Source organism: Rhodophyticola sp. CCM32, from assembly GCF_004751985.1.
In the GTDB taxonomy this organism is placed as follows: domain Bacteria; phylum Pseudomonadota; class Alphaproteobacteria; order Rhodobacterales; family Rhodobacteraceae; genus Rhodophyticola.
In genome coordinates, this window is record NZ_CP038492.1 from 1,469,060 (window position 1) to 1,492,708 (window position 23,649).

The 23,649-nt window shown below is 61.7% G+C and carries 25 protein-coding genes and 1 pseudogene; 20 read left to right on the forward strand and 6 right to left on the reverse strand.

What is annotated here, in order from left to right:
• Window positions 1–15 precede the first annotated feature (15 nt).
• Genes E2K80_RS07205 through E2K80_RS07220 form a run of 4 tightly spaced genes read left to right on the forward strand, consistent with a single transcriptional unit; the run spans window position 16 to window position 3,929 of the window.
• A complete protein-coding gene (locus tag E2K80_RS07205) occupies window positions 16–396 on the forward strand; it encodes a nuclear transport factor 2 family protein (RefSeq protein WP_135374096.1) in 381 nt (126 codons plus the stop codon).
• Window positions 393–3,200 (forward strand): glutamine-synthetase adenylyltransferase, encoded by a 2,808-nt coding sequence (locus E2K80_RS07210; RefSeq protein WP_135374098.1) that lies wholly within the window; start codon window positions 393–395, stop codon window positions 3,198–3,200. Before E2K80_RS07205 ends, E2K80_RS07210 begins: the two co-directional genes overlap by 4 nt.
• Complete coding sequence (locus tag E2K80_RS07215) at window positions 3,197–3,487, forward strand: hypothetical protein (protein WP_135374100.1); 291 nt, start codon at window positions 3,197–3,199, stop codon at window positions 3,485–3,487. Before E2K80_RS07210 ends, E2K80_RS07215 begins: the two co-directional genes overlap by 4 nt.
• Window positions 3,488–3,506: 19 nt before the next feature.
• Complete coding sequence (locus E2K80_RS07220) at window positions 3,507–3,929, forward strand: hypothetical protein (protein ID WP_135374102.1); 423 nt, start codon at window positions 3,507–3,509, stop codon at window positions 3,927–3,929.
• Window positions 3,930–4,224: 295 nt separating this feature from the next.
• Here E2K80_RS07220 and E2K80_RS07225 read toward each other — a convergent pair whose 3' ends face one another.
• Entirely contained in the window at window positions 4,225–5,214 is a 990-nt protein-coding gene (locus E2K80_RS07225; protein ID WP_135374104.1) for a GlxA family transcriptional regulator, read from the reverse strand.
• Window positions 5,215–5,381: 167 nt separating this feature from the next.
• Here E2K80_RS07225 and E2K80_RS07230 point away from each other — a divergent pair, with 167 nt between their 5' ends.
• Entirely contained in the window at window positions 5,382–6,758 is a 1,377-nt protein-coding gene (locus E2K80_RS07230; protein ID WP_135374106.1) for a class II 3-deoxy-7-phosphoheptulonate synthase, read from the forward strand.
• Between the two features lie 177 nt (window positions 6,759–6,935).
• Here the strand turns inward: E2K80_RS07230 and E2K80_RS07235 are convergent, their stop codons facing one another.
• Window positions 6,936–7,631 carry a PAS domain-containing protein gene (locus E2K80_RS07235; RefSeq protein WP_168193128.1) on the reverse strand — a complete coding sequence of 232 codons (696 nt, stop codon included), beginning with the start codon at window positions 7,629–7,631 and terminating at the stop codon, window positions 6,936–6,938.
• 173 nt (window positions 7,632–7,804) lie between these two features.
• Between E2K80_RS07235 and E2K80_RS07240 the strand changes: the two genes are divergently transcribed.
• Genes E2K80_RS07240 through E2K80_RS07250 form a run of 3 tightly spaced genes read left to right on the forward strand, consistent with a single transcriptional unit; the run spans window position 7,805 to window position 9,848 of the window.
• A complete protein-coding gene (locus tag E2K80_RS07240) occupies window positions 7,805–8,680 on the forward strand; it encodes a YicC/YloC family endoribonuclease (protein WP_238475678.1) in 876 nt (291 codons plus the stop codon).
• Window positions 8,677–9,333: a guanylate kinase gene (gene gmk / locus E2K80_RS07245; protein ID WP_443216550.1), complete on the forward strand. Its 657-nt coding sequence runs from the start codon at window positions 8,677–8,679 to the stop codon at window positions 9,331–9,333. The genes E2K80_RS07240 and gmk overlap by 4 nt, the downstream gene beginning before the upstream one ends.
• Window positions 9,330–9,848, forward strand: coding sequence for a gamma carbonic anhydrase family protein (locus E2K80_RS07250; protein ID WP_135374114.1), 519 nt, complete (start codon window positions 9,330–9,332; stop codon window positions 9,846–9,848). Before gmk ends, E2K80_RS07250 begins: the two co-directional genes overlap by 4 nt.
• 42 nt (window positions 9,849–9,890) lie before the next feature.
• On the opposite strand, the gene E2K80_RS07255 is transcribed toward E2K80_RS07250, so the two are convergent.
• Window positions 9,891–10,502, reverse strand: coding sequence for a histidine phosphotransferase family protein (locus E2K80_RS07255; protein ID WP_135374116.1), 612 nt, complete (start codon window positions 10,500–10,502; stop codon window positions 9,891–9,893).
• A 15-nt stretch (window positions 10,503–10,517) separates the two neighbouring features.
• On the opposite strand from E2K80_RS07255, the gene E2K80_RS07260 reads away from it, so the two are divergent.
• From E2K80_RS07260 to E2K80_RS07270, 3 genes are all read left to right on the forward strand, one after another.
• Window positions 10,518–10,703, forward strand: a complete 186-nt coding sequence (locus tag E2K80_RS07260) for a DUF3553 domain-containing protein (protein ID WP_135374118.1) — start codon at window positions 10,518–10,520, stop codon at window positions 10,701–10,703.
• Window positions 10,704–10,849: 146 nt separating this feature from the next.
• Window positions 10,850–11,620, forward strand: coding sequence for a GNAT family N-acetyltransferase (locus tag E2K80_RS07265; RefSeq protein WP_135374120.1), 771 nt, complete (start codon window positions 10,850–10,852; stop codon window positions 11,618–11,620).
• Window position 11,621: 1 nt separating this feature from the next.
• The gene (locus E2K80_RS07270; protein WP_135374122.1) at window positions 11,622–12,443 is read left to right on the forward strand and encodes a lysophospholipid acyltransferase family protein; all 822 of its coding nucleotides are present in this window, start codon (window positions 11,622–11,624) and stop codon (window positions 12,441–12,443) included.
• A gap of 213 nt (window positions 12,444–12,656) precedes the next feature.
• Here E2K80_RS07270 and E2K80_RS07275 read toward each other — a convergent pair whose 3' ends face one another.
• Window positions 12,657–13,271: a thiamine phosphate synthase gene (locus tag E2K80_RS07275; protein WP_135374124.1), complete on the reverse strand. Its 615-nt coding sequence runs from the start codon at window positions 13,269–13,271 to the stop codon at window positions 12,657–12,659.
• 112 nt (window positions 13,272–13,383) lie between these two features.
• On the opposite strand from E2K80_RS07275, the gene E2K80_RS07280 reads away from it, so the two are divergent.
• From E2K80_RS07280 to E2K80_RS07290, 3 genes are all read left to right on the forward strand, one after another.
• Entirely contained in the window at window positions 13,384–14,112 is a 729-nt protein-coding gene (locus E2K80_RS07280) for an RNA methyltransferase (protein WP_135374126.1), read from the forward strand.
• Window positions 14,113–14,283: 171 nt separating this feature from the next.
• Window positions 14,284–15,420: a heme A synthase gene (gene ctaA / locus E2K80_RS07285; RefSeq protein ID WP_135374128.1), complete on the forward strand. Its 1,137-nt coding sequence runs from the start codon at window positions 14,284–14,286 to the stop codon at window positions 15,418–15,420.
• Complete coding sequence (locus E2K80_RS07290) at window positions 15,417–16,889, forward strand: carboxypeptidase M32 (protein ID WP_135374130.1); 1,473 nt, start codon at window positions 15,417–15,419, stop codon at window positions 16,887–16,889. The genes ctaA and E2K80_RS07290 overlap by 4 nt, the downstream gene beginning before the upstream one ends.
• A 20-nt stretch (window positions 16,890–16,909) precedes the next feature.
• Here E2K80_RS07290 and E2K80_RS07295 read toward each other — a convergent pair whose 3' ends face one another.
• Complete coding sequence (locus E2K80_RS07295; RefSeq protein ID WP_135374132.1) at window positions 16,910–17,701, reverse strand: enoyl-CoA hydratase; 792 nt, start codon at window positions 17,699–17,701, stop codon at window positions 16,910–16,912.
• Between the two features lie 66 nt (window positions 17,702–17,767).
• Here E2K80_RS07295 and E2K80_RS07300 point away from each other — a divergent pair, with 66 nt between their 5' ends.
• The 6 genes from E2K80_RS07300 (at window position 17,768) to E2K80_RS19075 (ending at window position 21,221) form a co-directional block, all read left to right on the forward strand.
• Window positions 17,768–18,190 carry a PaaI family thioesterase gene (locus E2K80_RS07300; protein ID WP_135374134.1) on the forward strand — a complete coding sequence of 141 codons (423 nt, stop codon included), beginning with the start codon at window positions 17,768–17,770 and terminating at the stop codon, window positions 18,188–18,190.
• A gap of 318 nt (window positions 18,191–18,508) precedes the next feature.
• Window positions 18,509–18,970: a 50S ribosomal protein L13 gene (rplM, locus tag E2K80_RS07305; protein WP_135374136.1), complete on the forward strand. Its 462-nt coding sequence runs from the start codon at window positions 18,509–18,511 to the stop codon at window positions 18,968–18,970.
• A 2-nt stretch (window positions 18,971–18,972) separates the two neighbouring features.
• Complete coding sequence (gene rpsI, locus E2K80_RS07310; protein ID WP_135374138.1) at window positions 18,973–19,482, forward strand: 30S ribosomal protein S9; 510 nt, start codon at window positions 18,973–18,975, stop codon at window positions 19,480–19,482.
• A gap of 168 nt (window positions 19,483–19,650) precedes the next feature.
• Window positions 19,651–20,283, forward strand: a complete 633-nt coding sequence (locus E2K80_RS07315) for a GIY-YIG nuclease family protein (protein ID WP_135374140.1) — start codon at window positions 19,651–19,653, stop codon at window positions 20,281–20,283.
• A 6-nt stretch (window positions 20,284–20,289) separates the two neighbouring features.
• Window positions 20,290–20,829, forward strand: a complete 540-nt coding sequence (locus E2K80_RS07320) for a hypothetical protein (RefSeq protein ID WP_210405440.1) — start codon at window positions 20,290–20,292, stop codon at window positions 20,827–20,829.
• A gap of 104 nt (window positions 20,830–20,933) precedes the next feature.
• Window positions 20,934–21,221, forward strand: a complete 288-nt coding sequence (locus tag E2K80_RS19075; RefSeq protein WP_135374142.1) for a hypothetical protein — start codon at window positions 20,934–20,936, stop codon at window positions 21,219–21,221.
• Window positions 21,222–21,523: 302 nt separating this feature from the next.
• On the opposite strand, the pseudogene parE reads toward E2K80_RS19075, so the two are convergent.
• Window positions 21,524–23,484: pseudogene (gene parE, locus E2K80_RS07330) on the reverse strand (DNA topoisomerase IV subunit B).
• Window positions 23,485–23,649: the final 165 nt, after the last annotated feature.

Sequence of the window (23,649 nt, forward strand, 5' to 3'; positions counted from 1 at the left end):
GCAAGGCAGGTGCAAATGAGCGATATGATCAAACAGGCCGAACGCGCGGTGTGGGAGGCGCTGAAAACCGGCGATGCGGGGGCCGATGCGGCGCTGCTGAGCGCTGATTTTCTGGGCGTCTACCCCTCGGGATTTGCCGGGCGCGCGGATCATTGCGGGCAACTGGCCGGTGGTCCGACCGTGGCCGGTTACCGGATCAGCGAAGAGCATATGATGGCTTTGGGCGCGGATCATTGGCTTTATGCCTATCATGCGGAGTATCGGCGCCCTGACGGGGCGGATGCGGCGATGCTGGTCAGCTCCATCTGGCGGCGGGACGGGGGCGGGTGGCGCAATATCTTCAGCCAGGACACCCCCCTTGACCCCGCAGAGAAGGCTACCGGCGCGATGTCATGAGTTTTGCCACCCGTCTCACCCGCCACCCGATTGCCTATGATCCCGATCGCGGGGCCGAGGCGCTGGCCGGGTTCCCGGATCTGGCGCCCGAACTGCGCCCTCTGATCGAAGGCAGTGCCGGGTGCAGCCCCTATCTGGCCCGTCTGATGGTGCAGGAGGCCGAATGGCTGACCGGGATGCTGGCGGGCACGCCCGAGACCGCGCAGGCAGGGATCGTCGCGCAGACGCAGGCGCTGGACGGGCCCGGTCTGAACAGCGGGTTGCGGCAGGCGAAACGGCGTGTGGCGCTGTTGACCGCGCTGGCCGATCTGGGGGGCATCTGGTCGCTGGAAGAGGTGACCGGCGCGCTGACCGGTTTTGCAGATGCCGCAGTGCAGGCAGCGTTGCAGGCCCATATAGGCACAGAGATCAGCCGTGGCAAACTGCCCGGCATGACCGGGGAGGATGCGGCGAAAGGCGCCGGCATGGTGGTGCTGGCCATGGGCAAGATGGGGGCGGGGGAGCTGAATTACTCCTCGGATATCGACCTGATCTGCCTGTTTGACGAGACCCGTTTTGACCCCGCCGACGAGATGGAGGCCCGCGCCGGTTTCGTGCGCGCCACGCGGCGGATCACGGCCAGCCTGTCTGAAAACACGGCTGAGGGTTATGTGTTCCGCACCGATCTGCGCCTGCGCCCGGATGCCAGTGTCACGCCGGTCTGTATCTCGATGGCGGCGGCTGAACGGTATTACGAGGCCGAGGGACGAAGCTGGGAACGGGGCGCCTATATCAAGGCACGCCCGGCGGCAGGCGATATCGCGGCGGGCGTGCGGTTTCTGACAACGCTGGTGCCCTTCGTCTGGCGCAAACATCTGGATTTCGCCGCGATCCAGGATACCCATGACATGCGGCAGCGCATCCGCTCCCATAAAAGGCTGCACGGGCCGATTGCGCTGGACGGGCATAACATGAAACTGGGGCCCGGTGGCATCCGCGAGATCGAGTTTTTCGCCCAGACCCGGCAATTGGTGGCGGGCGGGCGCGACCCGGATCTGCGCAGCCGCGAAACGGTGACGGCTTTGGCGGATCTGGCCGCAAAAGGCTGGATCGGGGAGGATGTGGCCAAAGACCTGACCGGTCATTACCGGCAGCACCGCGAGGTGGAACATCGCCTGCAGATGATTGCCGATGCCCAGACCCATGATCTGCCAAATACACCGGAAGGGTTCGACCGGCTGGCGCGGTTCTGCGGTGCGGGCGATACGGGCGCGTTTCGCGAGGGTTTGACCGCGCGCCTGATTGCGGTGGACGGGTTGACCGAACCGTTTTTCACACCGGAAAGCAGGCCGGAGGTCGTGGTGGAGCTAAGCGAGGCCGCGCGCGCGATTGTTGATCGCTGGCCGGGCTATCCGGCCCTGCGCTCGGCCCGGGGGCAGGAGATTTTTGCGCAGTTGAAACCCGATCTGCTGGCCCGGTTCCAGCGGGCGGCGCGGCCGGATGAGGCGCTTGGCAATTTTGACGGGTTTCTCAGGGGCCTGCCTGCGGGGGTGCAGCTGTTCTCGCTGTTCAAGGCCAATCCGCCGCTGGTTGATCTGCTGGTTGATATCTGTGCCACCGCGCCCGCGCTGGCGCGCTATCTGTCGCGGCAGTCAGGCGTGCTCGACGCGGTTCTGGGCGGCAGTTTCTTTGAAGACTGGCCGTCGCAGGAGGATCTGGCATCGGATCTGGCGGCGCAACTGGACGGGCTTGATTACGAGGCGCAGCTTGATGCGGCGCGGCGCTGGCAGAAAGAATGGCATTTTCGGATCGGGGTGCATCATCTGCGCGGGCTGATTGATGCGGAACGGGCGGGCGCGCAGTATTCCGCGCTGGCCGATGCGGTGATTGCCGCGCTCTGGCCGGTTGTCTGTGCCGATCTGGCCAGACGCCACGGGCCTGCCCCCGGGCGCGGCGGGGCTGTGCTGGCCATGGGGTCTCTGGGGGCCGGACGGTTAAGCGCCGGGTCCGATCTGGACCTGATCGTGATCTATGATGCCGCCGGGGTCGAGATGACCGAAGGCCGCCGCCCGCTGAACCCGCGGGCCTGGTTTGCCAAGGCCACCAAGGCGCTGATCACCGCGCTTGGCGCGCCGACCGCCGAAGGCAAGCTTTATGAGGTGGATATGCGCCTGCGCCCGTCGGGACGGCAGGGGCCGGTGGCAAGCGGATTGGCGGCGTTCCGGCAATACCAGATGAAAGAGGCCTGGATCTGGGAACATATGGCCCTGACCCGGGCGCGCCCCGTGGCCGGCGCCCCTGACCTTTTGGCCGATATCGAAGCCGTGCGACGGGATGTTCTGGCCCGGCACCCGGCGCCCGGCAGGGTTCTGGCGGATATGGCCCAGATGCGCGGGCGGGTGCAGGCCGCAGGGCGCGCGCCGGCCACCGGTGCACTGGCCGTCAAGGATGGCCCGGGCGGCGGGCAGGATATCGAGTTGCTGGCCCAGGCTGCCGCCTTATGTGCAGGTGATCCGGCCCGGGATGTGGCGGGGCAGATTGCCGCGATGCCGCGCATCGGCTGGCTGACGGCAGAAGAGGCGCAGAGCCTGACCGCGACCCATCAATTATTTGCGTCTTTGCAGCAGGCCACGCGGCTTCTGACCGACCGCGATCTGGACCTTGATGAGATCGGCATGGGCGGGTGCGCGTTTTTGTGTCGTGCGGCCGGGGTTCAGAATATCGAAACACTGACCGCTGCGCTTGACGCGGCCCGCGCAGAAGCTGCAAGGATGATCGGCGCGGTGCTGGCACAAGAGGCAGACGCGCCATCGGAGGAAGAATGAGCAAACCGGGTGATGCAAACGACCCCAAGGGCCTGATCCGCGAGGCCTATCTGATCGAGGGGATTACCCTGTCGGAATGCCGGTCGATCTTCATGGACTGGGCCTTGAGCCTGTCGATGCCCGACCCGCATGCAGCCATCGACACGCTTTTGACCCGTCACGGGGCAGGGCAGGATGATCACCCGATGACCGAGGTCCTGCGCGACGGGCTGGCCCGTCCGCCCGTGGCCAAACGGCGGGGCGGGCGATCGGGCCGCATCGCGCAACCCCGAAACCCGACTCTTTAAATCTGATTGGAGTGTGCTGATGCGATCCCTGCTTTTCGGTGTTGCTTTGTGTCTGTCCCCGCTGACGACCCTGGCCCAAAGCCAGATACCCGGTGTCTTCAGAGATTATCAGACCATGCGCGGGGTTCTGGATGAGTTGGTCAATTCCCGGTCGATTATATTGCTGATGGAGGCGTTTGGCGGGGCTGGTGAGATCAGCCCACAGGATATGATCGCGCTGGAAGCGCAGATGCGCAGTGTCTACCCCAGTGATTTCATCGACCATGCGCTGATGCGCGAGGCGGAAACCGCGCCGGGGTTTCGCCAGCAGCTGATCGCCTATTGGGATCAGGATTATAAATACGTTTATGTGCATCTGGTTTTGCATGACCGTGGCGATGAACTGGTCGCGATCCAGATGTCATTCAACAGCGATATCAACGCGTTTTTGCCGCTTTATTAAAGCGGTTTGCGTTTGATCTGAAATCTGCACCAGCTTTCAGGTGAAACACATATGCCAAAGCACTGCTGAGGTGGAAAACTCCAGTTTTCCACGTGGAATTCTGGAGAATTCCGCCTTGAACCTGCATCGCTGCGCCGTTGGGTTTTCGTTGCTCCATCACAGCTTTGCCCCGGGCTGTCCTTACAGCCGCCGCCTACAGCATGCTGCCTTAAACCTGAGACATCGCGCATCACAAATACCCTGGGAACGCGAAGCGTGGCAGGGTATTTGTGAGTCAAGTTTAAGGCAGGGTGCTTTAGCCCGGGATGCGCGAGGCTTGTGACCCGCGTTCGCGGTACGGCGTGGTTTCATAATGCGCCCGGTAGCATTTCGAGAAATGCGACGGGCTGGCAAAGCCGCAGGCCAGGGCCACATTGATTACGCTCATATCTGTCTGCATCAGCAGGTTGCGCGCCTTGGCCAGCCGCAACTCCATATAATACCGTTTGGGGGACCGGTTGAGATACCGGCGGAACAGCCGCTCCAGCTGCCGGGTCGACATGCCGACCTCGGAGGCCAGAACCGAGGGGCTGATCGGGTCCTCGATATTCTGTTCCATCATCCGAATGACCTGGGACAGTTTCGGATGCCGCACCCCGATCCGGGTCGGGATCGACAGGCGTTGCGTATCCTGATCGGTGCGGATCGAGGTATAGATCAACTGATCGGCCACCAGATTGGCCAGCCCTTCCCCGTGATCGGTGGCGATGATCTTGAGCATCAGGTCAATCGATGCGGTGCCGCCGGCGGTGGTGATCCGGTTGCCGTCGATCACAAAGACCGATTTGGTCAGGGCTACATCCTCGAATTCCTCGGTGAAACTGTCCTGATTTTCCCAATGGATCGTGGCGCGTTTGCCATCCAGCAACCCGGCACGGGCCAGCGTATACCCCGCAGTACACAGCCCGCCGATCACCGGGCCTTTGCGGGCCTCGCGCCGTATCCAGTTCAGCAGGCGTTTGGTTGTGGCGCCCTGTACGTCGATCCCGCCGCATAAAAGCACAGTGTCATCGCGCCCGATCTCGAACAGGTCCTGATCCAGCTTATAGCCGATCCCGGCGCTGCAATAGGCGATCTCGCCGCCTTCTCCGGCCAGTGTCCAGTCATAAAGCGCCTCACCTGCCATGCGGTTGGCGATGCGCAGCGCTTCGACCGCACAGGAAAAACACAACATGGTAAACTGGTCCAGCAGCACGAACACATAGCGTTTCGGCTGGCTCGGCACGCCATTTTTCAGGCTGGGCATGCGCCGGTCCTTTCTTGCCTCCCCATCCGGGGTCATGCCTATGACGCCCGGTTCGCTAGCGAAATCACCATTTTTGTCCCGTTGCAATCCCCGGTCATGCGAAAAAGGCCATTGGATGCCGCGCCGGGCCCGCCTATAAGCGGGGCCGAGTTCAAGAGGAGGCTGTCATGACAGCGGCACAAGGCTGGAGCAAATCGGACTGGCGCGCGAAACCGCGGGTGCAGATGCCGGACTATCCCGACACCGCGGCACTGGCTGCGGTCGAGGCGCAGCTTGGGAAATATCCGCCGCTGGTTTTTGCCGGTGAGGCGCGGCGCCTGAAGGCCGATCTGGCGGCCTGTGCGCGGGGCGAGGCGTTTCTGCTGCAAGGTGGCGATTGCGCCGAAAGCTTTGGCGAGTTCAGCGCCGACACGATCCGTGACACGTTCAAGGTGATGTTGCAGATGGCGATGGTGCTGACCTATGGTGCGAAAGTGCCGGTGGTCAAGGTGGGCCGGATGGCCGGGCAATTCGCCAAGCCGCGTTCGACACCGACCGAGGTGATCGACGGGGTGGAACTGCCCAGCTATCGCGGTGACATCATCAATGAGCTTGATTTCACGCCCGAGGCCCGCCACCCGAATCCGGCCAGGATGCTTCAGGCCTATACCCAGTCGGCGGCCTCTCTGAACCTGCTCAGGGCGTTTTCGACCGGTGGTTTTGCGGATATGCACCGGGTGCATTCCTGGACCCTTGGCTTTGCCGATGGGGCAGGGGCCGAGAAATATCGCGATATTGCAAGCCGGATTCAGGATTCGATTGATTTCATGGCCGCCGCCGGGATTGACGGTGGCACCACTCATGAATTTTCGACCGTGGATTTCTACACCAGCCATGAGGCGCTGCTGCTGGAATATGAAGAGGCGCTGGCGCGGGTGGATTCAACCACCGGCCTGCCTTTGGCAGGATCGGGCCATATGATCTGGATCGGCGACCGGACCCGGCAGCCCGACGGGGCACATGTGGAATTCGCGCGCGGTGTGCAAAACCCGATCGGGTTGAAATGCGGGCCCACGACCACGCCCGAGGATCTGAAAGTGCTGATGGCAAAGCTGAACCCGGAAAACGAGGCCGGACGGCTGACCCTGATCGCGCGGTTCGGGGCGGGCAAGGTGGGCGAATATCTGCCGCGCCTGATCAAGGCGGTGCAGCAGGAAGGTGCGCAGGTCGTGTGGTCCTGCGATCCGATGCATGGCAACACGGTGAAGGCGAATTCCGGCTATAAAACCCGGTTCTTCAATGCGATCCTGCAGGAAATTCAGGAATTCTTCGCGATCCACAAGGCCGAGGGTACGGTGCCCGGTGGCGTGCATTTCGAGATGACCGGCAAGGATGTGACCGAATGCACCGGTGGCGTGCGCGCCGTGACCGATGAGGATCTCTCCTCGCGGTATCACACCGCCTGTGACCCGCGCCTCAATGCCAGCCAGTCGCTGGAACTGGCCTTTCTGGTGGCCGAGGAACTGTCAGCCGGGCGGCAGGCCAAGCGCCTCGCCGTGGGCTGAAGCTGGGAAATGGGGCGTTAGAGCGGTTCGAGTGGGCCTTGAAGTGAAACGGGCTATAGCGCCGGCCCAAAATTCTGCATCACTTTAACGACCTTTCCGCCCGGCGGCACCGCCGGGCAGCGCCCGTACCGCCCCCACGGGGCGGGCGATGCCCTCTGCGAGGGCCTGATCCGCAGATCAGTCCTTGCCGCCTTTCAGCACGCGCAATCCGGGCCGCGACCCGGATGGTTCACAGGTGTTTGCCGCGACATAGGATGTGGCAGGCGGTTCACCCAGACCGGGCGTTGATGCATGCGGGCCTTTATGGGCAGTATCCCGGCCCGGGCCGAGAGGATATAGCGGGATCATATCAGCCTGGCGGATGCGAAACCGGCGCGGCGGCAGGTCGATATGACCCTCGGTGACAAACGCCCCGATCGCGCGATTGATCTGCCCATCCTCACTTCGAAGCGGCAAAACTGTCATCCGGCCGTTCAGGTCACGCCGCCCCTGTGCGTCAGAGGTCAGATTCAGATCCAGCACATTCGGGCCGGTAAACACCGCCTCCACATATTCCATCAGAGAGCTGCGGGCGCGCAGTTCGAAAAATGCACGTATCGGCATGCCACGCACCTCCATCCCCATCAATGTGTTGAGATGTGTGCCCGACAGGCGAAACCGCACCACGCCGGGGCGCACCCGGTCAAGGATGAAGGTGTAGTTAAGCAGTGTGACCATCGCGCGCGGGTCAATATCGGCACGGTCCGGCACAACGCGCCCGGCCCTGAGATCTTCCCAATATGCTATCAGATCCTTGATGACCGGGTGTATCATATCTGCCTTGTACTGCCAGAGGGAGACCACAGTCCGGCTTGCGGCCTGTCCATTATTCATTTTGCTGTCCTTATCGTCACGGTGCATCCCGAGGGATATGTGTCCCAAGCGGATGTACGCGTTGTGATGCCAGCACCGTGTATGATAATGCTGGCCGCGAAATCCTTACCCATTTCTTAATAAATGAATAAAAGGCGACAGGCATGGGGGTAAAATCTTAAATGGTTAACTCAATGACAGGTTACGCCGCGCGCGACGGGGCGGCGCCGGGCTTGGTCTGGTCCTGGGAAATGCGCAGCGTGAATGCCCGCGGGCTGGACCTGCGACTGCGCCTGCCTGACCGGATGGGCGCGCTTGAAGCCCCGTTGCGGGACCGGATGGGCGCAACCCTTGGGCGCGGCAATGTCAGCCTGTCGCTGAAACTGGGGCGTCTGGAAACCGCCGCTGCGCAGACGCTGGATCAGGCGGCATTGGAGGCGGCTTTGGCAGCGATGACCCAGGCCGCTCAGGCGGCAGAGGCCGCAGGTCTGGCCCTTGCCGCACCGGGTCCGGCGGATATTCTTGCCATGCCCGGGGTCTATGAAGCCCGCAGGGCCGAACCGGACCTGCCCGAGGCGGCGGTTCTTATGAAGGATTTCGAGGCGCTGTTGTCGGGGTTTCAGGATATGCGCGCCGGTGAAGGGGCCGCGTTGCAGGCTGTTCTGACCCGCCAGCTTGACGAAATGGCCGAGCTGACCAAAGCTGCCGCAGACTGCGCAGAGGCCCGTCAGGACACTGCCGCCACGCGGTTTCGCGCCAATGTCGCCAAACTGATCGAGGCGACGGATGAAAGTGACGAGGCGCGGCTGGCCCAGGAATTGGCGCTTCTGGCGGTCAAGGCCGATGTCACCGAAGAGATCGACCGTTTGCAGGCCCATATCAGCGCCGCGCGCGGCCTGCTGCAGGCAAAGGGCCCGGTGGGGCGCAAGCTGGACTTCCTGATGCAGGAGTTCAATCGCGAGGCCAACACGCTGTGTTCAAAATCCTCGGACACCGCGCTGACACGGATCGGGCTTGACCTGAAAGTGCGGATTGATCAGATGCGCGAACAGGTTCAGAACGTGGAATGACAATGACATCCCCCCCCCGTCGCGGATTGCTGATCATCCTCTCCTCCCCCTCGGGCGCGGGCAAATCCACGCTGGCCCGGCGGTTGATGGGCTGGGACACATCCCTGAGCTTTTCGGTCTCTGCCACCACCCGGCCCGCAAGACAGGGTGAGGTGGATGGCCAGCATTACCATTTCCTCAGCGAGGCGGATTTCAAGCGCATGGTCAGCGAGGGCGCGATGCTGGAACATGCATTTGTCTTCGGCAATTTCTACGGCAGCCCGATGGCGCCTGTGGCCGAGGCGATTGAAAGCGGGCGCGATGTGCTGTTCGATATCGACTGGCAGGGGGCGCAGCAGATCAAGACCTCGGCCCTGCGCGACCACGTCCTGTCAATCTTCATTCTGCCGCCCTCAATCGCGGAGTTGAAACGGCGGCTGGAACAGCGCGGGCAGGATGAGGCAGAGACCATCGCCAAACGGATGCAGAAAAGCTGGGACGAGATCAGCCATTGGGACGGTTATGATTATGTGCTGATCAATGATGATCTGGACGCGACCGAGGCCCGGCTGAAACAGATTGTCGAGGCTGAACGGCTGAAACAGGCGCAGCAGCCCGGGCTGCAGGCCCATGTGCGGATGCTCCATGACCAGTTCGAGGAGGGACGGGAATGATCTATGCGCTGGACGGGGCCGCGCCGGAGATCGGCGAGGATACATGGGTGGCCCCGGATGCCAATGTGATCGGCCATGTGGTTCTGGAACCCGGGGTCAGTGTCTGGTTCGGCTGCACCCTGCGTGGGGATAATGAAGTGATCCGCGTGGGCGCAGGCTCCAACCTGCAGGAGAGTTGCATTTTCCACACCGATATGGGGTTCCCCCTGTCGATCGGGGAGAATTGCACGATCGGCCACAGGGCGATGCTGCATGGCTGCACGATTGGCGACGGATCGTTGATCGGGATGGGCGCGACGGTGCTGAACGGGGCCGTGATCGGCAAAGGATGTCTGATCGGGGCCGGGGCGCTGGTGACCGAAGGCAAGGAAATTCCCGACGGGTCGCTGGTGATGGGCGCGCCGGGCAAGGTGGTGCGCAGTCTTGACGCGGCGGCGCAGGAGGCCCTGCTGGCCTCGGCGGAACATTACCGGCAGAATATGCGGCGGTTCCGCGCCGGGTTGAGCGCGGTTTGATCTAAAGCTTCGGCCGGAAGCCGCAGGCCTGAACCACAGGTGTTAAAGGCGGATATTTATCTCTGTGTCGCCGATCTGAACTCTGGGCAGGCGGTTGTCGTCGAACGCGGCGTCTCTCAGCAGTATGAACTGCACGGTTGCGGGGCGCAGCTCCACGGTTTCATTGCCATGGTCCAACATCTGCCAAAGCTCCTCTTCGATCTTGAGCCGGGGCGCCTCTGCATTCAGCCAAAGCACATCCCCGTCCTGACCAATGCTGACAGTGCCGCCCATGGGCAGGGCATTTTCGATACAGTTCAGCATCAGAAAGGCAAGGCGGGTTTCGGCCCGTGGCAAGGTGGCTCTCGTCAGCCAACTGACCGTCAGCCTGCCGGAGCCGAACAGGTCATCAAGAATATCGCGGGCCTCTCGGTGGCTGATCTCCTGTTCCGGCATGGCCAGACCAAAGGCGATGCGAAAAAACCGCACCCGTGCATGGGCATCCTTGACGGCATCATTGATCAGCGCCATTTCAGGGCCATTGGCCACGCCGGTCATGCCAAGCAGTTCAAGGCCGTTTCCGATGGCACCAAGCGGGTTGACCAGATCATGGCACAGCCGCGAGGCGACAAGCGCGGCCAGATCCTGGGGCGGAATTTCGGTTTTGCCCTCCATCAGCGGAGACCCGAGATGTCAGATGATCTGAATGCGTTTCTGGAACCCGGTATGCTGGTACGCCACCCGGATCGCCCGGATTGGGGGCTGGGGCAGGTGCAATCGAATATCGGCGGCAAGATCACCGTGAATTTCGAGCATGAAGGCAAGGTTGTGATTGATGGCGCGCGCGTGGGGCTGGACATTGATGTCGTCTCCTGAACTCGAGCGATGATCGTTACGTAGGAAGCGTGCAGTAAAGCAAAAGATAGCAGGAGATCACCCGGTGGCAAAGTCCCGATAACCGGTATGCTTGCGTTCTCTTGCGGCTTTGATACACCCGCGCGGGATGTGAGGCGAGGGACCCTATGCAGATCAATGAGGCGCATTTTGAGCTGTGTCTGGCACGGAATGCGGATGATCTGCGCGCCGCGCAGCGCCTGCGCTATCAGGTTTTTGTCGAGGAACTGGGCGGCGACGGGCCGCTGGTCGATCATGATGCGCGGCTTGAGCGGGACCGGTTCGACCCGTATTTCGATCATCTTCTGCTGCTGGATCACCGGCGCCCCGCCACAGATCGGGTGGTGGGCGTGTACCGTTTGATGCGGGCCGATCAGGCGCAGGCGGCGGGGCAGTTCTATTCCGAGGATGAATATGATCTGGCGCGGCTGAAAGCCTCGGACCGGAGGCTGCTGGAACTGGGGCGGTCCTGCGTCCATGCGGAGTATCGCGGCGGCACGGCGATGATGCATCTGTGGGCCGGGCTGGCCGGCTATGTGGCCGATCACCGGATCGAGGTGATGTTCGGTGTCGCGTCATTCCATGGCACGGATATCACCTCTCTGGCGCAGCCGCTGTCTTTCCTCCATCACCGTCATCTGGCGCCGGAAGATATTCGTGCCCGCGCCCGGTCTGACGCGTATCAACGGATGGATCTGCTGCCCGAGGCGGCGCTGGACCGGCCTGTGGCGACGCGGGCCATCCCGGCGCTGATCAAGGCCTATCTGCGCCTTGGCGGGTTTGTGGGCGAGGGCGCCTTTGTGGATCAGCCGTTCAATTGTGTCGATGTCTGCCTGATCATGGATACCGGCCGGATGTCTGCCCGTCACCGGGCGATTTATACCAAAGAGAGACGCTGACGTGACCTGGCAGGGGGAGCCGCCGCCGGAAGAAGACCGCACCCCCGGGCCCGGGGCCTGGTTGCGCATTCTGGGCCGGGCCCTGCCGCTTTTGCTGAGTTTGGGGTTTTGTTTCCCGCTTCTGTTGCTGCTGCGCCTGCCCGAACGTCTGATCTGCGGGCTGAACCGGCCGGTGACGCCCTTCATCACCCAGTTTGTTTGCCGTCTGGCCTGCCGCTGTCTGTCACTGCGCCGCAAGGTGACGGGCCAGCCCATGGCCGGGCGCGGGGCGTTTGTGGCCAATCATGTCAGCTGGCTGGATATTTTCGTACTCAACGCCTGCAAGCGGATGTATTTCGTGGCCAAGGCCGAGGTGCGGGGCTGGGGTGGTATCGGCTGGCTGGCGCGGGGAACCGGCACCGTATTCATCAACCGGCGCCGGGGGGAGGCCCGGGCGCAGCAGGCCCTGTTCGAGGACCGGTTGCAGGCGGGGCACAAGCTGCTGTTCTTCCCCGAGGGTACCTCCACCGATGGTCTGCGGGTTCTGGAGTTCAAATCAACGCTGTTCGCAGCGTTTTTCAGCGACCGGTTGCGTGACCATCTGCATATCCAGCCGGTCACCCTGCGCTATACCGCGCCCGAAGGGGAGGACCGGCGGTTTTATGGCTGGTGGGGGGATATGGGTTTTGGCCCCGGCCTGCTCCGGGTGCTGGCCGCACCGGGCGGCGGTGAGGTGGAGGTGATCTATCATCCGCCGCTGACTGTCTCGGATTTCGCAGACCGCAAGGCGCTTGCGAAAGCAGCAGAGACCGCCGTGCGGAGCGGGCTTGAGGAGGCTGGCTGATAAAACTGCTGCTTCGTGCCTTCGGTTTGAATGTGGTTTTCGATGCGATCTGTTTCAGGTTAAGCGCGAAATACTATAAATCATCCCCTCGCCCGGCGGCCCCGCCGGGCAGCGCCCGCCCCGCCCCACAGGGCGGGCGCTTCTCGCCCACCCTTCGGCTCAGACGCTGCCATCCGCGATATACATATGCGTTGCAGATTATATGGACGCCGCCTAGCGCAGCGGGGCTGTCAGCCGGGCAAGCGCCGCACTGGCATCATCTTCGCGCCAGATCTCCTCGCCAATGGCGAAGAAATCAGTGACCGGGGCCAGGGCGGTGACCCGGTCGGCGGTCAGCGCGCCCTCGGCCACCACGGGCAGTTCGATCATCTCGGACCACCAGGAAAACAGATCATCGGCGGCCCGGGTGCCATCGCCAAGCGCGCTGTCGCCCACGGGGCCAAAGGCGATGTAATCGGCCCCGGCTTCGCCCGCGCTCATCCCGTCATGGGAGGAGGCACCGCAGGCCGCCCCGATGATCGGGTCTGCGCCAAGGGCCGTGCGGGTCTTGCGGACGGACCGGGCGCCATCGGTCAGATGGACCCCGTCCAGGCCGAGTTTTTCCACCAGATGCAGATGGGCGGTGATCACCAGCGGCACATCGCGGGCATGGGCCAGATCGCGCAGCGTATCAGCGGCGCGCGCGACTTCTGTCTCATCACTGCTGGCCAGGGTCAGGCGCAGGCAGGCGATCTGATGACTGTCCAGCACACGGGCCAGACGATCTGCGAAGAGATCGGCCTCGAAGGCGGGGGGGGTGATCAGGTATAGCTGCGGCGTGTCGGTCATCTTGCGTCCTTGGCGGGCCTTGGCGACAGGTCTGGCGGCGGTGATAGCGGGTTCGGCGGGGGCGAACAATGGGGTGCTTGCCCTTGGCCTCATCCCTGCCTAAACGCATGTCATGACCCAACCTGCTTTCATTCTGGTGCGCCCGCAGATGGGTGAAAATATCGGTGCCGCCGCCCGCGCGATGTGGAATTTCGGGCTGGATCAGATGCGTCTGGTCGCGCCACGCGATGGCTGGCCCAATCCGCGCGCAGGAGCGCTTGCCAGCGGGGCGGGCCGGCTGCTGGACAGCGCGGGCCTTTATGAAACATTGCCCGAGGCGATCCGCGACTGCACCTATGTCTTTGCGACCACGGCCCGGGCGCGCGGTCTGACCAAACCGATCCTGTCGCCGGAACGGGCCATGGAACAGGCCCGCGCCATTCAGGCCGAGGGGGGCAGGGTGGGGATCCTGTTCGGGCCGGAACGGGCCGGGCTTGAGAATGAGGATATCGTTCTGGCCAATGCCACGATCTCGGTACCGGTGAACCCGGAATTCCCGTCGTTGAATCTGGCCCAGTCCGTATTGCTGACCGCCTATGAATGGCGCCGCGCCAGTGTGGAGATTGCTCCGGAGGTGATGGAACTGGCGCGGACGGAGTTTGCCAGCGGGCTGGAGATTGAAAAGCTGGGCGATCATTTCGAGGCGCGGCTGGAGGCCGCGGGGTTCTTCTTTCCCGCAACCAAGGCCGAGGGGATGAAGACCAATCTGCGCAATCTCTGGGGGCGCTTGCCGCTGACACGTGCGGATGTGCAGACCTTTCACGGGATGTTGCGGCAGATGGTGCGGTGGGCCGGGAAGTAAGGGTGCGGGACAGGGGCGGGCCATGTTGTGCGTGGGCCGGGGTCGATACCTCCGGCGGCCATATTTGAAAAGCAAAGATGTAGGTGGGGCTGAGCGGGCCTGCGCCTGCTTGAAGGGGGCGGGGGCTTGCGATAGCTCTGGCGTAAGATCTGATCAGGCGGGATAGCTGGCATGAGCCGCAGTATTTTCGAAGAGGTGACGGACCGGCAGAAACCGGCGGCCCTGCCCGGGGGGGTAAGTGCCGGTCGGGGCCGGGGGCGGCGGTTTCTGCGGCTTTGGCTTATCGTGCTGTTTCTGCTGGTGGTGGCGATGATTGCGGTTGGTGGTCTGACCCGGCTGACCGATAGCGGGCTGTCGATCACCGAATGGGCGCCGGTGACAGGCGCGATCCCGCCCTTGAGCGCCGAGGACTGGCAGGCGGAATTCGAGGCCTATCGGGCGATCCCGGAATATCAGTTGCAGAACAGAGGCATGAGTCTGGCGGCCTTTCAGGCGATCTATTGGTGGGAATGGGGCCATCGGCAGCTTGGCCGGGTGATCGGGTTGATCTGGGCCCTGGGATTTGCCGGGCTGGTGGTGGCGCGGGCGGTGCCGCCGGGCTGGACCGGGCGGTTGCTGTTGCTGGGGGTTTTGGGCGGGTTGCAGGGTGTGATCGGCTGGTGGATGGTCTCCTCGGGGCTGGCGGCGGGGATGCTGGATGTGGCCTCCTACCGGTTGGCGGTGCATCTGGGGCTGGCCTTTGTGATCCTGGGGCTGATCATCTGGTATGTGCTGTTGCTGGGCCGCGACGAGGCGGCGCTGATGCAGGCGCGGCGCAATGGCGACCGGCGGCTGGCGCGTCTGGCCACATGGGTATTGCTTCTGGCGCTGGTGCAGGTTCTGTTCGGGGCCTTGGTGGCGGGCATTGACGCGGGGCGCAATTATATCGACTGGCCGCTGATGGCCGGGGGGGTCCTGCCGCCGGATATGTGGGCGCTGGACCCTGTCTGGCGGAACCTGTTCGAGAATGACGGGACGGTGCAGTTCACCCATCGGATAGCGGGGTATCTGTTGTTTCTGTTCGGGCTGTCGGTCTGGGCCCTGGCCCGCCGGTCGGCCCTGATCCGCACCCGGCGGGCCTTTGGCGGGATGGCGCTGATGCTGGTTGCGCAGATGGGGCTGGGCATTCTGACGGTGATGCAATCGGCCCCCTGGCATCTGGCGATTGCCCATCAGCTTGGCGCGGTGATCCTGATGGGTCTGGTGCTGCGCGCCCGGTTCCTGTCGGTCTACCCGTTGCCACAATCTGTAAGAGGAGCAAACGCATGAGCGCGATGGACGATCTGCTGGCCTTTCAGCGCCAGACCGAGGCTTTGGCCCAGGTGATGGGGCGGTTGAGCTGGGATCAGGAAACCAGCATGCCCGAGGCCGCCATCGGCCAGCGGGGGGAGGAACTGGCGGCGCTGGAAGGCGTGCTGCACGGCCGCCGGGTGGCGCCCCAGGTGGCAGACTGGCTGGAGACGGTGACACCGGAGGGGGAGGTTGAGGCGGCGCAGATCAGGCTGATCCGGCAACGATATGACCGGACGGCGAAAGTGCCCGCAGACCTGTCAGCGGCGATTGTGCGGGCCACGGCGCTGGCCCATGGGCAATGGGCCGAGGCGCGCGCCAGCGAAGATGTGGTGGCGTTTCTGCCGGTGCTGGCGGAGATCCTGTCGCTGCGCCAGCAGGAGGCCGCGGCCCTGTCCGAAGGCGGTGATCCTTATGACGCCCTGTTGCAGGATTACGAACCGGGAATGAGCGGCGCGGCGCTGGATGAGATGTTCGGGGCGCTGAGGCCCCGTCTGGTGGCGCTGCGGGCGGCGGTGGCCGAAAGCGGGTATGACCCGGCGCCCCTGACGGGCCATTTCTCCAAACCCGAACAACTGGCCTTGTCCGAGGAACTGGCCGCTGTCTTCGGGTATGATTTCACCCGTGGGCGGATTGATGAGGCGGTTCACCCGTTCAGCTCCGGCAGCGGCGCCGATGTGCGGATCACCACAAGGGTGGATGAGGCGGAGCCGCTTGGCTGTTTCTATTCGACCATCCATGAGGTCGGCCATGCCAGCTATGAACAGAATATCGCCCCGGATTACGGGTTGAGCGCGTTGGGGCAGGGTGTCTCCATGGGGGTTCATGAAAGCCAGAGCCGGATCTATGAAAACCAGCTTGCCCGCAGCCGGGCCTTTACCGGCTGGCTCTATGGCCGGATGGTGGACCGGTTCGGCACGTTGAGCGTGCAGGGTGAAGACGCGTTCCACGGGGCGATCAACCGGGTGCAGCCGGGGTTCATACGGACCGAGGCCGATGAGGTGCATTACAATCTGCATATCCTGATGCGGTTCGATCTGGAGCGCGCGATGCTGTCCGGCGATCTGGCGGTCAGCGATGTGGAGGCAGCCTGGAATGACCGGTTCCTGGCTGATTTCGGCGTCGCGGTGGACAGGCCGTCCAACGGGATGTTGCAGGATGTGCATTGGTCCGCCGGGCTGATCGGCTATTTCCCGACCTATTCGCTTGGCAATGTCTATGCCGGATGCCTGCATCAGGCGCTGCGCGGCGATCTGCCGGATCTGGATGAGGCGCTGGCCAAAGGCGACCCGTCGCCGGCGCTGGCCTGGCTGCGGGAGAGGCTGCAACGCCATGGGGGCCTGCGCCCGCCGCGCGAGACGATTGAACATGCCACGGGTGGAACGGTCAGCGTGGAACCGCTTCTGGATTATCTGGACGCGAAATTCGGCGCGATTTACGGAATCTGACCTCTATAAGCCCCGGGTGTTTATTGCGTCCAGGCCGGGTCGCGTTTTTCAAGGAAAGCGGCGATGCCTTCGGCAGTGTCGTCATCCAGCATGTTCTCGACCATCACGGCCCCGGTATGGGCGTAAGCCGCGTCGATCGGTTGTTCCAGCTGTTCGTAAAATGCCCGTTTGCCGATGCGCACGGCGCTGCCCAGTTTGCCGGCGATGGTTTCGGCCAGTTCCAGTGTCCTCGCCTCAAGCGTGCCCGCATCCACGGCCCGGTTGATCAGACCCAGTTCGACCGCGCGCGCGGCATAGACAAACCGGCCCGTGGTCAGCATCTCGAAAGCGTGTTTGCGGGGGATGTTGCGCGACAGGGCCACCATCGGGGTTGAACAGAACAGGCCGATATTCACCCCGTTCACCCCAAAGCGCGTATCATGATCGGCGATGGCCAGATCGCAGGAGGCGACCAGCTGGCAGCCCGCCGCCGTGGCAATCCCATGGACCTGGGCAATCACCGGTTGCGGCAGGCGCGGGATCATCAGCATCACCTCGGTGCAGCGGCTGAACAGGTCCTGCATCGCGCGGGTCCCTTTGTCTTTATCCTGGCGTTTGGCCTGCATCTCCTTGAGATCATGACCGGCGCAGAAGGCTTTGCCATTGCCCCGCAACACCACCACCCGCTGGCCGGTATCCGCCATCAATCCGGTGAATTCATCCTTCAGGCAGGCCAGCATCCGGTCGCTCAGCGCATTCAGGCTGCCGGGGCTGTTCATCGTCAACCGGGTGACAGGCCCGATATCTTCGCGGATCAAAATCTGTTCGGACATTCCGGCACTCCCTTGCCACCCCCCTGAAAACACGCAAACCTTACGGGAAGAGCAGGGAGTGACGCAATGGCAGTGGCAATGGACAAGGACGCGCTGCAGGCGTTTCTGACGGCTGAGTTCGCCCAGGTCGCGGATATGTTCCGGGTGGAAGACGTTCGCGAGGGCTATGCGCGTATCCGGCTGATCGTGGATGACCGGCATCTGCGCCCGGGCGGTACGGTGTCTGGCCCCGCGATATTTTCACTGGCCGATGTGGGGGTTTATCTGGCGATACTGGCGCAGATCGGGCCCAAAGCCCTGTCGGTGACCACCAGTTGCGCGATTGATTTCATGCGCAAACCCGTGGCCGGGGTCGATCTGATCTGTGACACCCGGATACTGAAACTGGGCCGTGTTCTGGCGGTGGGGGAGTGCCTGATCTATTCCGAGGGGATGGACAAACCCGTTGCCCGGGCCTCGCTGACCTATTCGATCCCACCGGACCGGTAGGGCCGAACCTCTTACAGCACTCCGCCTTGAACCTGGATCATCAATACCCTGCCATGCCCGCGGAATGCGCGCGCCACAGGGGAGCCGCATAGGCTGCGCCATTTTCGCCATGATAATGTGTTTGCGCCGACGATATGGAATGGAACTGCTCGGATCGAATGGGGTAAAATAATACCTTAAATCTAACTATATGATTATGCTATATTATTTGTTTCTGGGAGACCTTGACCCGGGCGTGCAATCGGGTAAAACCGCGCCATCCCAATTCGGGGCGCCCGCATGATGCGCCCTGTTGGCCTTCTAAAGGACAGTAAACCGATGAAAACCTTTTCTGCCACCCCGGCGGATATCGACAAGCAGTGGATCCTGATCGACGCCGAAGGCGTGGTTCTGGGCCGTCTTGCCTCGATCATCGCCACACGGCTGCGCGGCAAACACAAGCCGTCTTTCACGCCCTCCATGGATATGGGCGACAATGTGATCGTCATCAATGCCGACAAGGTGCAGGTGACGGGCAAGAAACGCGACAAACCCAATTACTGGCACACCGGTTATCCCGGCGGGATCAAATCGCGCACCACGGGTCAGATCCTTGAGGGCGACCACCCGGAACGTGTGGTGACCCAGGCGGTGAAACGCATGCTGCCCGGCGGCAAGCTGAGCCGTCAGCAAATGACCCATCTGCGGGTCTATGCCAGTGCCGACCATCCCCATGAGGCGCAGGAGCCCACTGTGCTGGATGTGAAATCAATGAACCCCAAAAACACACGGAGCGCATGAGCATGGCCGAGACACTGACATCGCTCGATGAGCTGAAAGGCGCTGTGGACGAGGGCGCCGTGCCCGCCCCGGAGCCGACCCTGACGCTTGAGCCCGAGGTTACCCGCGAACCGGTGCGTGACGCACTTGGCCGGTCCTACGCCACCGGCAAACGGAAAGACGCGATTGCAAGGGTCTGGATCAAACCCGGCTCGGGCAAGATCGTGGTCAATGGCAAGGATCAAAGCACCTATTTCGCCCGCCCGGTGCTGCAGATGATCCTGCGCCAGCCCTTCACCGTTTCCGGCCGTGAAGACCAGTTCGACGTGATGGCCACCGTCAAGGGCGGCGGCCTGTCAGGTCAGGCAGGGGCCGTGAAACACGGGATTTCAAAAGCCCTGCAACTGTATGAACCGGGCCTGCGCGGCGCGCTGAAAGCCGCCGGATTCCTGACCCGCGACAGCCGCGTGGTGGAACGCAAGAAATTCGGCCGTGCCAAGGCGCGGAAGAGCTTCCAGTTCTCCAAGCGCTAATGTCGAACGACGAAAAAACTCAATAAAAACAAACGCCCGCTTGCAAAAGTGGGCGTTTTTCTTTGGTAGCATATTGTTAGCAGGATGCTGATCTTATTGACGTTTAAGGTAAGCGATTTTAGCATAATCGCAGCAGTTAAAGCATGTGTGCGCGAGATTTTTTGAGCAATGGCAATAGTTTACGTTCTGACCAATCCAGCTTTTCAAAACTATGTAAAGGTAGGGAAGACAACGAACTTGGAGCAACGTTTACGACAGCTGGACAACACCAGCGTGCCTTTGCCGTTCCGTTGTGTCTATGCCGTAGAAGTTGACGATGATGCGCAAGTAGAGCGCCTTGTTCACCAAGCTTTTGCTGACCACAGAACTAGAACAACGCGTGAGTTTTTTGAAATTGATCCGCAACGCGTGATTGCTGCGTTGAAGCTGACGCGCGGGCGCGATGTGACACCAAAGGGCGACATTGCTGAGGATGAGGAAGGCGTAAAGGCTTTTGAAAAAGCGACGAGAAAACCGCGCAAAACCTACAAGTTCAGCGACGCTGGTTTGAAGACTGGCGACACGATTTACTACGCGAACAATGAGGCGACCACAGCGCAAATTGTCAGCGAGAAAAAGGTTTTGTTTGAAGGTGTGGAAACAAGCTTGAGCAAGTCAGCGCTTACCCTACTACAGCGTGACGGATACACGTGGCAGACGGTGAACGGTTGGCAATACTGGATGTTTGAGGGCGAGACGATTGCAGAGCGTTTGGCACGATTGCTTGAGGACGTGGAAGACGAGACGGAAGCTGACGAGTAAGAGCAAGTGGCGTTTTACGAAAACAGGCATGAGCATTACAACGGCGCACTTGTGCTGTTTCAGCGCAACCTGTCCGTAGCAGTGCCCAACTCCAAAACGCATCGTCAGCCAAACTGGTACATGCGGCTAAAGATTGCTGGACACAAAGGCTACATCACGCGCAGCACAAAGCTGGCGAAGTATGAAGAAGCGTTTGTGTTTGCGCAGAGCGAATACCTGCGCTTGCAGCAGGCAGCGCGGCTTGGGCACAGCTTAGACGAATACACGTTTGAGCAGCACTGGAACGATTGGTACGAGCGCAACTTGCGCAACGGGACGTGGAAAGAGGAACGCGCGCGTTGGCACAAACGCTACTTTAATCGCTATTTCAAAGAGTATTTCTCGCACGCTGACAGCACGTCCATGCTGCTCAATGACATAACCCCGCAACATGCGCATGGGTACGGCAGCGGCAAATGTTGTTCATTTGTCTGCCTCCAAAGTTATTTATGCTTTGAGTGCAAAGGATTGGTGGCAGCGGATATGGCGGCTGGACGAAGGATTTAAAGTATTGTAAATAAACAATAAAATGTTAGGTGGGGAAGGATGTTATGGCGATAAATTGCTTTGGAAGGGCGGGGCTGGCAGCTGTGGTATGGTTGCTTGGCGGTATGGCGGCAGTTGGTGAAGAGGCAGAGTGGCGCGCTTTATACGACTGCGCGGAAGAGCACGCTGTGGATGTTGCAAGAGTGGTTGTTAGTGTGGACGAAGGTGCTGGATTGATTGTGGAAGTGCTGTGCGTGGACGAAAGCACTGCGGTAGCTAATGCTATGATGAGTACGCGGAGTGATGTGGTTGAACGGAGTGGCAGTTTTGGCGCTGCGTTTACGAGTTTTTTGAGCGTAATAACGCGAGAGATGAGAGCACTGATTTACACTACGAAACTTGAGCAGAGTTGATATAGTAGCAGTTTGTTAGCAGAAATTTTACCACGCTTGTAAAGAATTGATAAGAAATAATAAAAGGGCATTATGATTAGCCAAGCGCTGAGGCGGGACGAAACATATACGCGATTGTCGAAGGGCCGCATGTTTTGCGGCCCTTTTCCTTTGGGATACTGATCTGTCAAATATAGAAGCATTTCAGGTTGCATCCTTCCGCCCGGCGGCACCGCCGGACAGCGCCCGAACCGCCCCCACGGGGCGGGCGCTTCTCGCCCACCCCTCGGTTCGGGCGATGCCCTCTCCGTTTCTATACACCCTCACACATCCAGCTCTTCCACGAACCGTGCATTCTCCTGGATATACTGAAACCGCAATTCCGGTTTCTTGCCCATCAGCCGTTCCACCAGATCGCCGGTTTCGCCCGGGTCGTCCTCGTCAATCGACACGCGGATCAGTTTGCGGGTTTCCACATTCATCGTGGTGTCTTTCAGGTCTTTGGCATCCATTTCGCCCAGACCCTTGAAGCGGGACACGTCGATCTTGCCCTTGCCACCCAGCCCCCTGGCCAGCCAGGCATCGCGCTCTGCCTCATCCAGGCAATAGATCCGGCGCGGCCCCTGGGTCAGCCGGAACAGGGGCGGGCAGGCGAGGTACAGATGCCCCGCATCAATCATCGGGCGCATCTGGGTGAAGAAAAATGTCATCAGAAGGGCTGCGATATGGGCGCCGTCCACATCCGCATCGGTCATGATGATGACCTTGTCATAACGCAGATCGTCAAGGCTGAACTTCGTCCCCATACCGACACCAAGCGCCTGACACAGATCGGAAATCTCGGCATTCTGCGACATTTTTGACGAGGCCGCCCCCAGCACATTCAGGATCTTGCCCCGCAATGGCAGCAGGGCCTGGGTCTTCCGGTCCCGCGCCATTTTGGCCGACCCCCGGCGCTGTCACCCTCCACGATGAACAATTCGGTGCCGTCGCGCGTCTGTTGCGCGCAATCCACCAGTTTGCCGGGCAGGCGCAGTTTCTTGGTGGCCGATTTGCGCGCGGTCTCTTTTTCCTGCCGCCGGCGCAGTCGTTCCTCGGCCCGCAGGATCAGGAAATCAAGGATCGCCCCGGCCGATTTCGTGTCCGCCGCCAGCCAGTTGTCGAAATGGTCGCGCACCGCGCCTTCGACCATGCGCGCGGCCTCGGTCGTGGCCAGCCGGTCCTTGGTCTGGCCCACAAATTCCGGCTCGCGAATGAAGCAACTGACCAAAGCGCACCCCCCGGTGATCAGATCATCGCGGGTGATCTGGGCGGCTTTGCGGTTATTGGCCAGTTCCCCATAGGCGCGGATGCCTTTCAGCACCGCGGCCCAGAACCCCTGTTCATGGGTGCCGCCCTCGGGCGTGGGCACGGTGTTGCAATAGCTCTGGATGAACCCGTCGCGGGAAGGGGTCCAGTTGATTGCCCATTCGACACTGCCGGGCTGGCCGAAACGCTCCTGAAACGAGATCTTTCCGGCAAAGGGTTTCTCCGCATAGGTGGAGGCCGCCCCGAGGGTTTCCCCCAGATAATCCGACAGCCCGCCGGGAAAGTGGAACACGGCCTCAGCCGGGGTTTCGCCGTCATCAATCGCGGTTTTCCAGCGAATCTCGACACCCGAGAACAGATAGGCCTTGGAGCGGACCATTTTCATCATCCGCGCGGGTTTGAACCGGTGATGGCCGAAAATCTCTGCATCCGCGTGAAAGGTGACCGTGGTACCGCGCCGGTTCGGCGCGCTGCCCGCAGCCCGCACCGGGCTCTGGGGGATGCCGCGCGAAAACTCCTGCACGAACAATTCCCGGTTGCGCGCCACCTCCACCCGCAGCAGATCAGACAGGGCGTTGACCACAGACACGCCAACCCCATGTAACCCGCCCGAGGTTTCATAGGCCTTGCCCGAGAATTTGCCGCCCGCATGCAGGGTGCAGAGGATCACCTCCAACGCGGATTTGTCGGGGAATTTCGGGTGCGGATCGACCGGAATGCCGCGCCCGTTATCGCGGATCGTCACGGAATGATCCGCGTTCAGCTCCACCTCGATGCGGCTGGCATGGCCCGCCACGGCCTCATCCATCGCATTGTCCAGAACCTCGGCCACCAGATGGTGCAGCGCCCGTTCATCGGTGCCGCCGATATACATGCCCGGGCGTTTGCGGACGGGTTCCAACCCCTCCAGCACCTCGATGGAGGAGGCATCATACCCGTTGGGATCGGGCGCACCGGTCAGAAGGTCGTCAGCCATTATCTGCTCTATCTTGTGTTTGTTGCGCCGTATTAGAGCAGGTTTGGGGGCAGGGGGGAAGTCTTTGCAGCTAGAGCGAAATCGTTTTAAAGCACCCAGCCTGAAACTTGAATCACAAATACCCTGCCACGCTTCGCGTTCCCAGGGTATTTGTGATGCGCGATG

Coding starts and splice junctions, on each gene's coding strand:
- E2K80_RS07205 (WP_135374096.1), top strand. CDS start 16: ATGAGCGATATGATCAAACAGGCCGAACGCGCGGTGTGGGAGGCGCTG.
- E2K80_RS07210 (WP_135374098.1), top strand. CDS start 393: ATGAGTTTTGCCACCCGTCTCACCCGCCACCCGATTGCCTATGATCCC.
- E2K80_RS07215 (WP_135374100.1), top strand. CDS start 3,197: ATGAGCAAACCGGGTGATGCAAACGACCCCAAGGGCCTGATCCGCGAG.
- E2K80_RS07220 (WP_135374102.1), top strand. CDS start 3,507: ATGCGATCCCTGCTTTTCGGTGTTGCTTTGTGTCTGTCCCCGCTGACG.
- E2K80_RS07225 (WP_135374104.1), bottom strand. CDS start 5,214: ATGCCCAGCCTGAAAAATGGCGTGCCGAGCCAGCCGAAACGCTATGTG.
- E2K80_RS07230 (WP_135374106.1), top strand. CDS start 5,382: ATGACAGCGGCACAAGGCTGGAGCAAATCGGACTGGCGCGCGAAACCG.
- E2K80_RS07235 (WP_168193128.1), bottom strand. CDS start 7,631: ATGAATAATGGACAGGCCGCAAGCCGGACTGTGGTCTCCCTCTGGCAG.
- E2K80_RS07240 (WP_238475678.1), top strand. CDS start 7,805: ATGACAGGTTACGCCGCGCGCGACGGGGCGGCGCCGGGCTTGGTCTGG.
- gmk (WP_443216550.1), top strand. CDS start 8,677: ATGACAATGACATCCCCCCCCCGTCGCGGATTGCTGATCATCCTCTCC.
- E2K80_RS07250 (WP_135374114.1), top strand. CDS start 9,330: ATGATCTATGCGCTGGACGGGGCCGCGCCGGAGATCGGCGAGGATACA.
- E2K80_RS07255 (WP_135374116.1), bottom strand. CDS start 10,502: ATGGAGGGCAAAACCGAAATTCCGCCCCAGGATCTGGCCGCGCTTGTC.
- E2K80_RS07260 (WP_135374118.1), top strand. CDS start 10,518: ATGTCAGATGATCTGAATGCGTTTCTGGAACCCGGTATGCTGGTACGC.
- E2K80_RS07265 (WP_135374120.1), top strand. CDS start 10,850: ATGCAGATCAATGAGGCGCATTTTGAGCTGTGTCTGGCACGGAATGCG.
- E2K80_RS07275 (WP_135374124.1), bottom strand. CDS start 13,271: ATGACCGACACGCCGCAGCTATACCTGATCACCCCCCCCGCCTTCGAG.
- E2K80_RS07280 (WP_135374126.1), top strand. CDS start 13,384: ATGACCCAACCTGCTTTCATTCTGGTGCGCCCGCAGATGGGTGAAAAT.
- ctaA (WP_135374128.1), top strand. CDS start 14,284: ATGAGCCGCAGTATTTTCGAAGAGGTGACGGACCGGCAGAAACCGGCG.
- E2K80_RS07290 (WP_135374130.1), top strand. CDS start 15,417: ATGAGCGCGATGGACGATCTGCTGGCCTTTCAGCGCCAGACCGAGGCT.
- E2K80_RS07295 (WP_135374132.1), bottom strand. CDS start 17,701: ATGTCCGAACAGATTTTGATCCGCGAAGATATCGGGCCTGTCACCCGG.
- E2K80_RS07300 (WP_135374134.1), top strand. CDS start 17,768: ATGGCAGTGGCAATGGACAAGGACGCGCTGCAGGCGTTTCTGACGGCT.
- rplM (WP_135374136.1), top strand. CDS start 18,509: ATGAAAACCTTTTCTGCCACCCCGGCGGATATCGACAAGCAGTGGATC.
- rpsI (WP_135374138.1), top strand. CDS start 18,973: ATGGCCGAGACACTGACATCGCTCGATGAGCTGAAAGGCGCTGTGGAC.
- E2K80_RS07315 (WP_135374140.1), top strand. CDS start 19,651: ATGGCAATAGTTTACGTTCTGACCAATCCAGCTTTTCAAAACTATGTA.
- E2K80_RS19075 (WP_135374142.1), top strand. CDS start 20,934: ATGGCGGCAGTTGGTGAAGAGGCAGAGTGGCGCGCTTTATACGACTGC.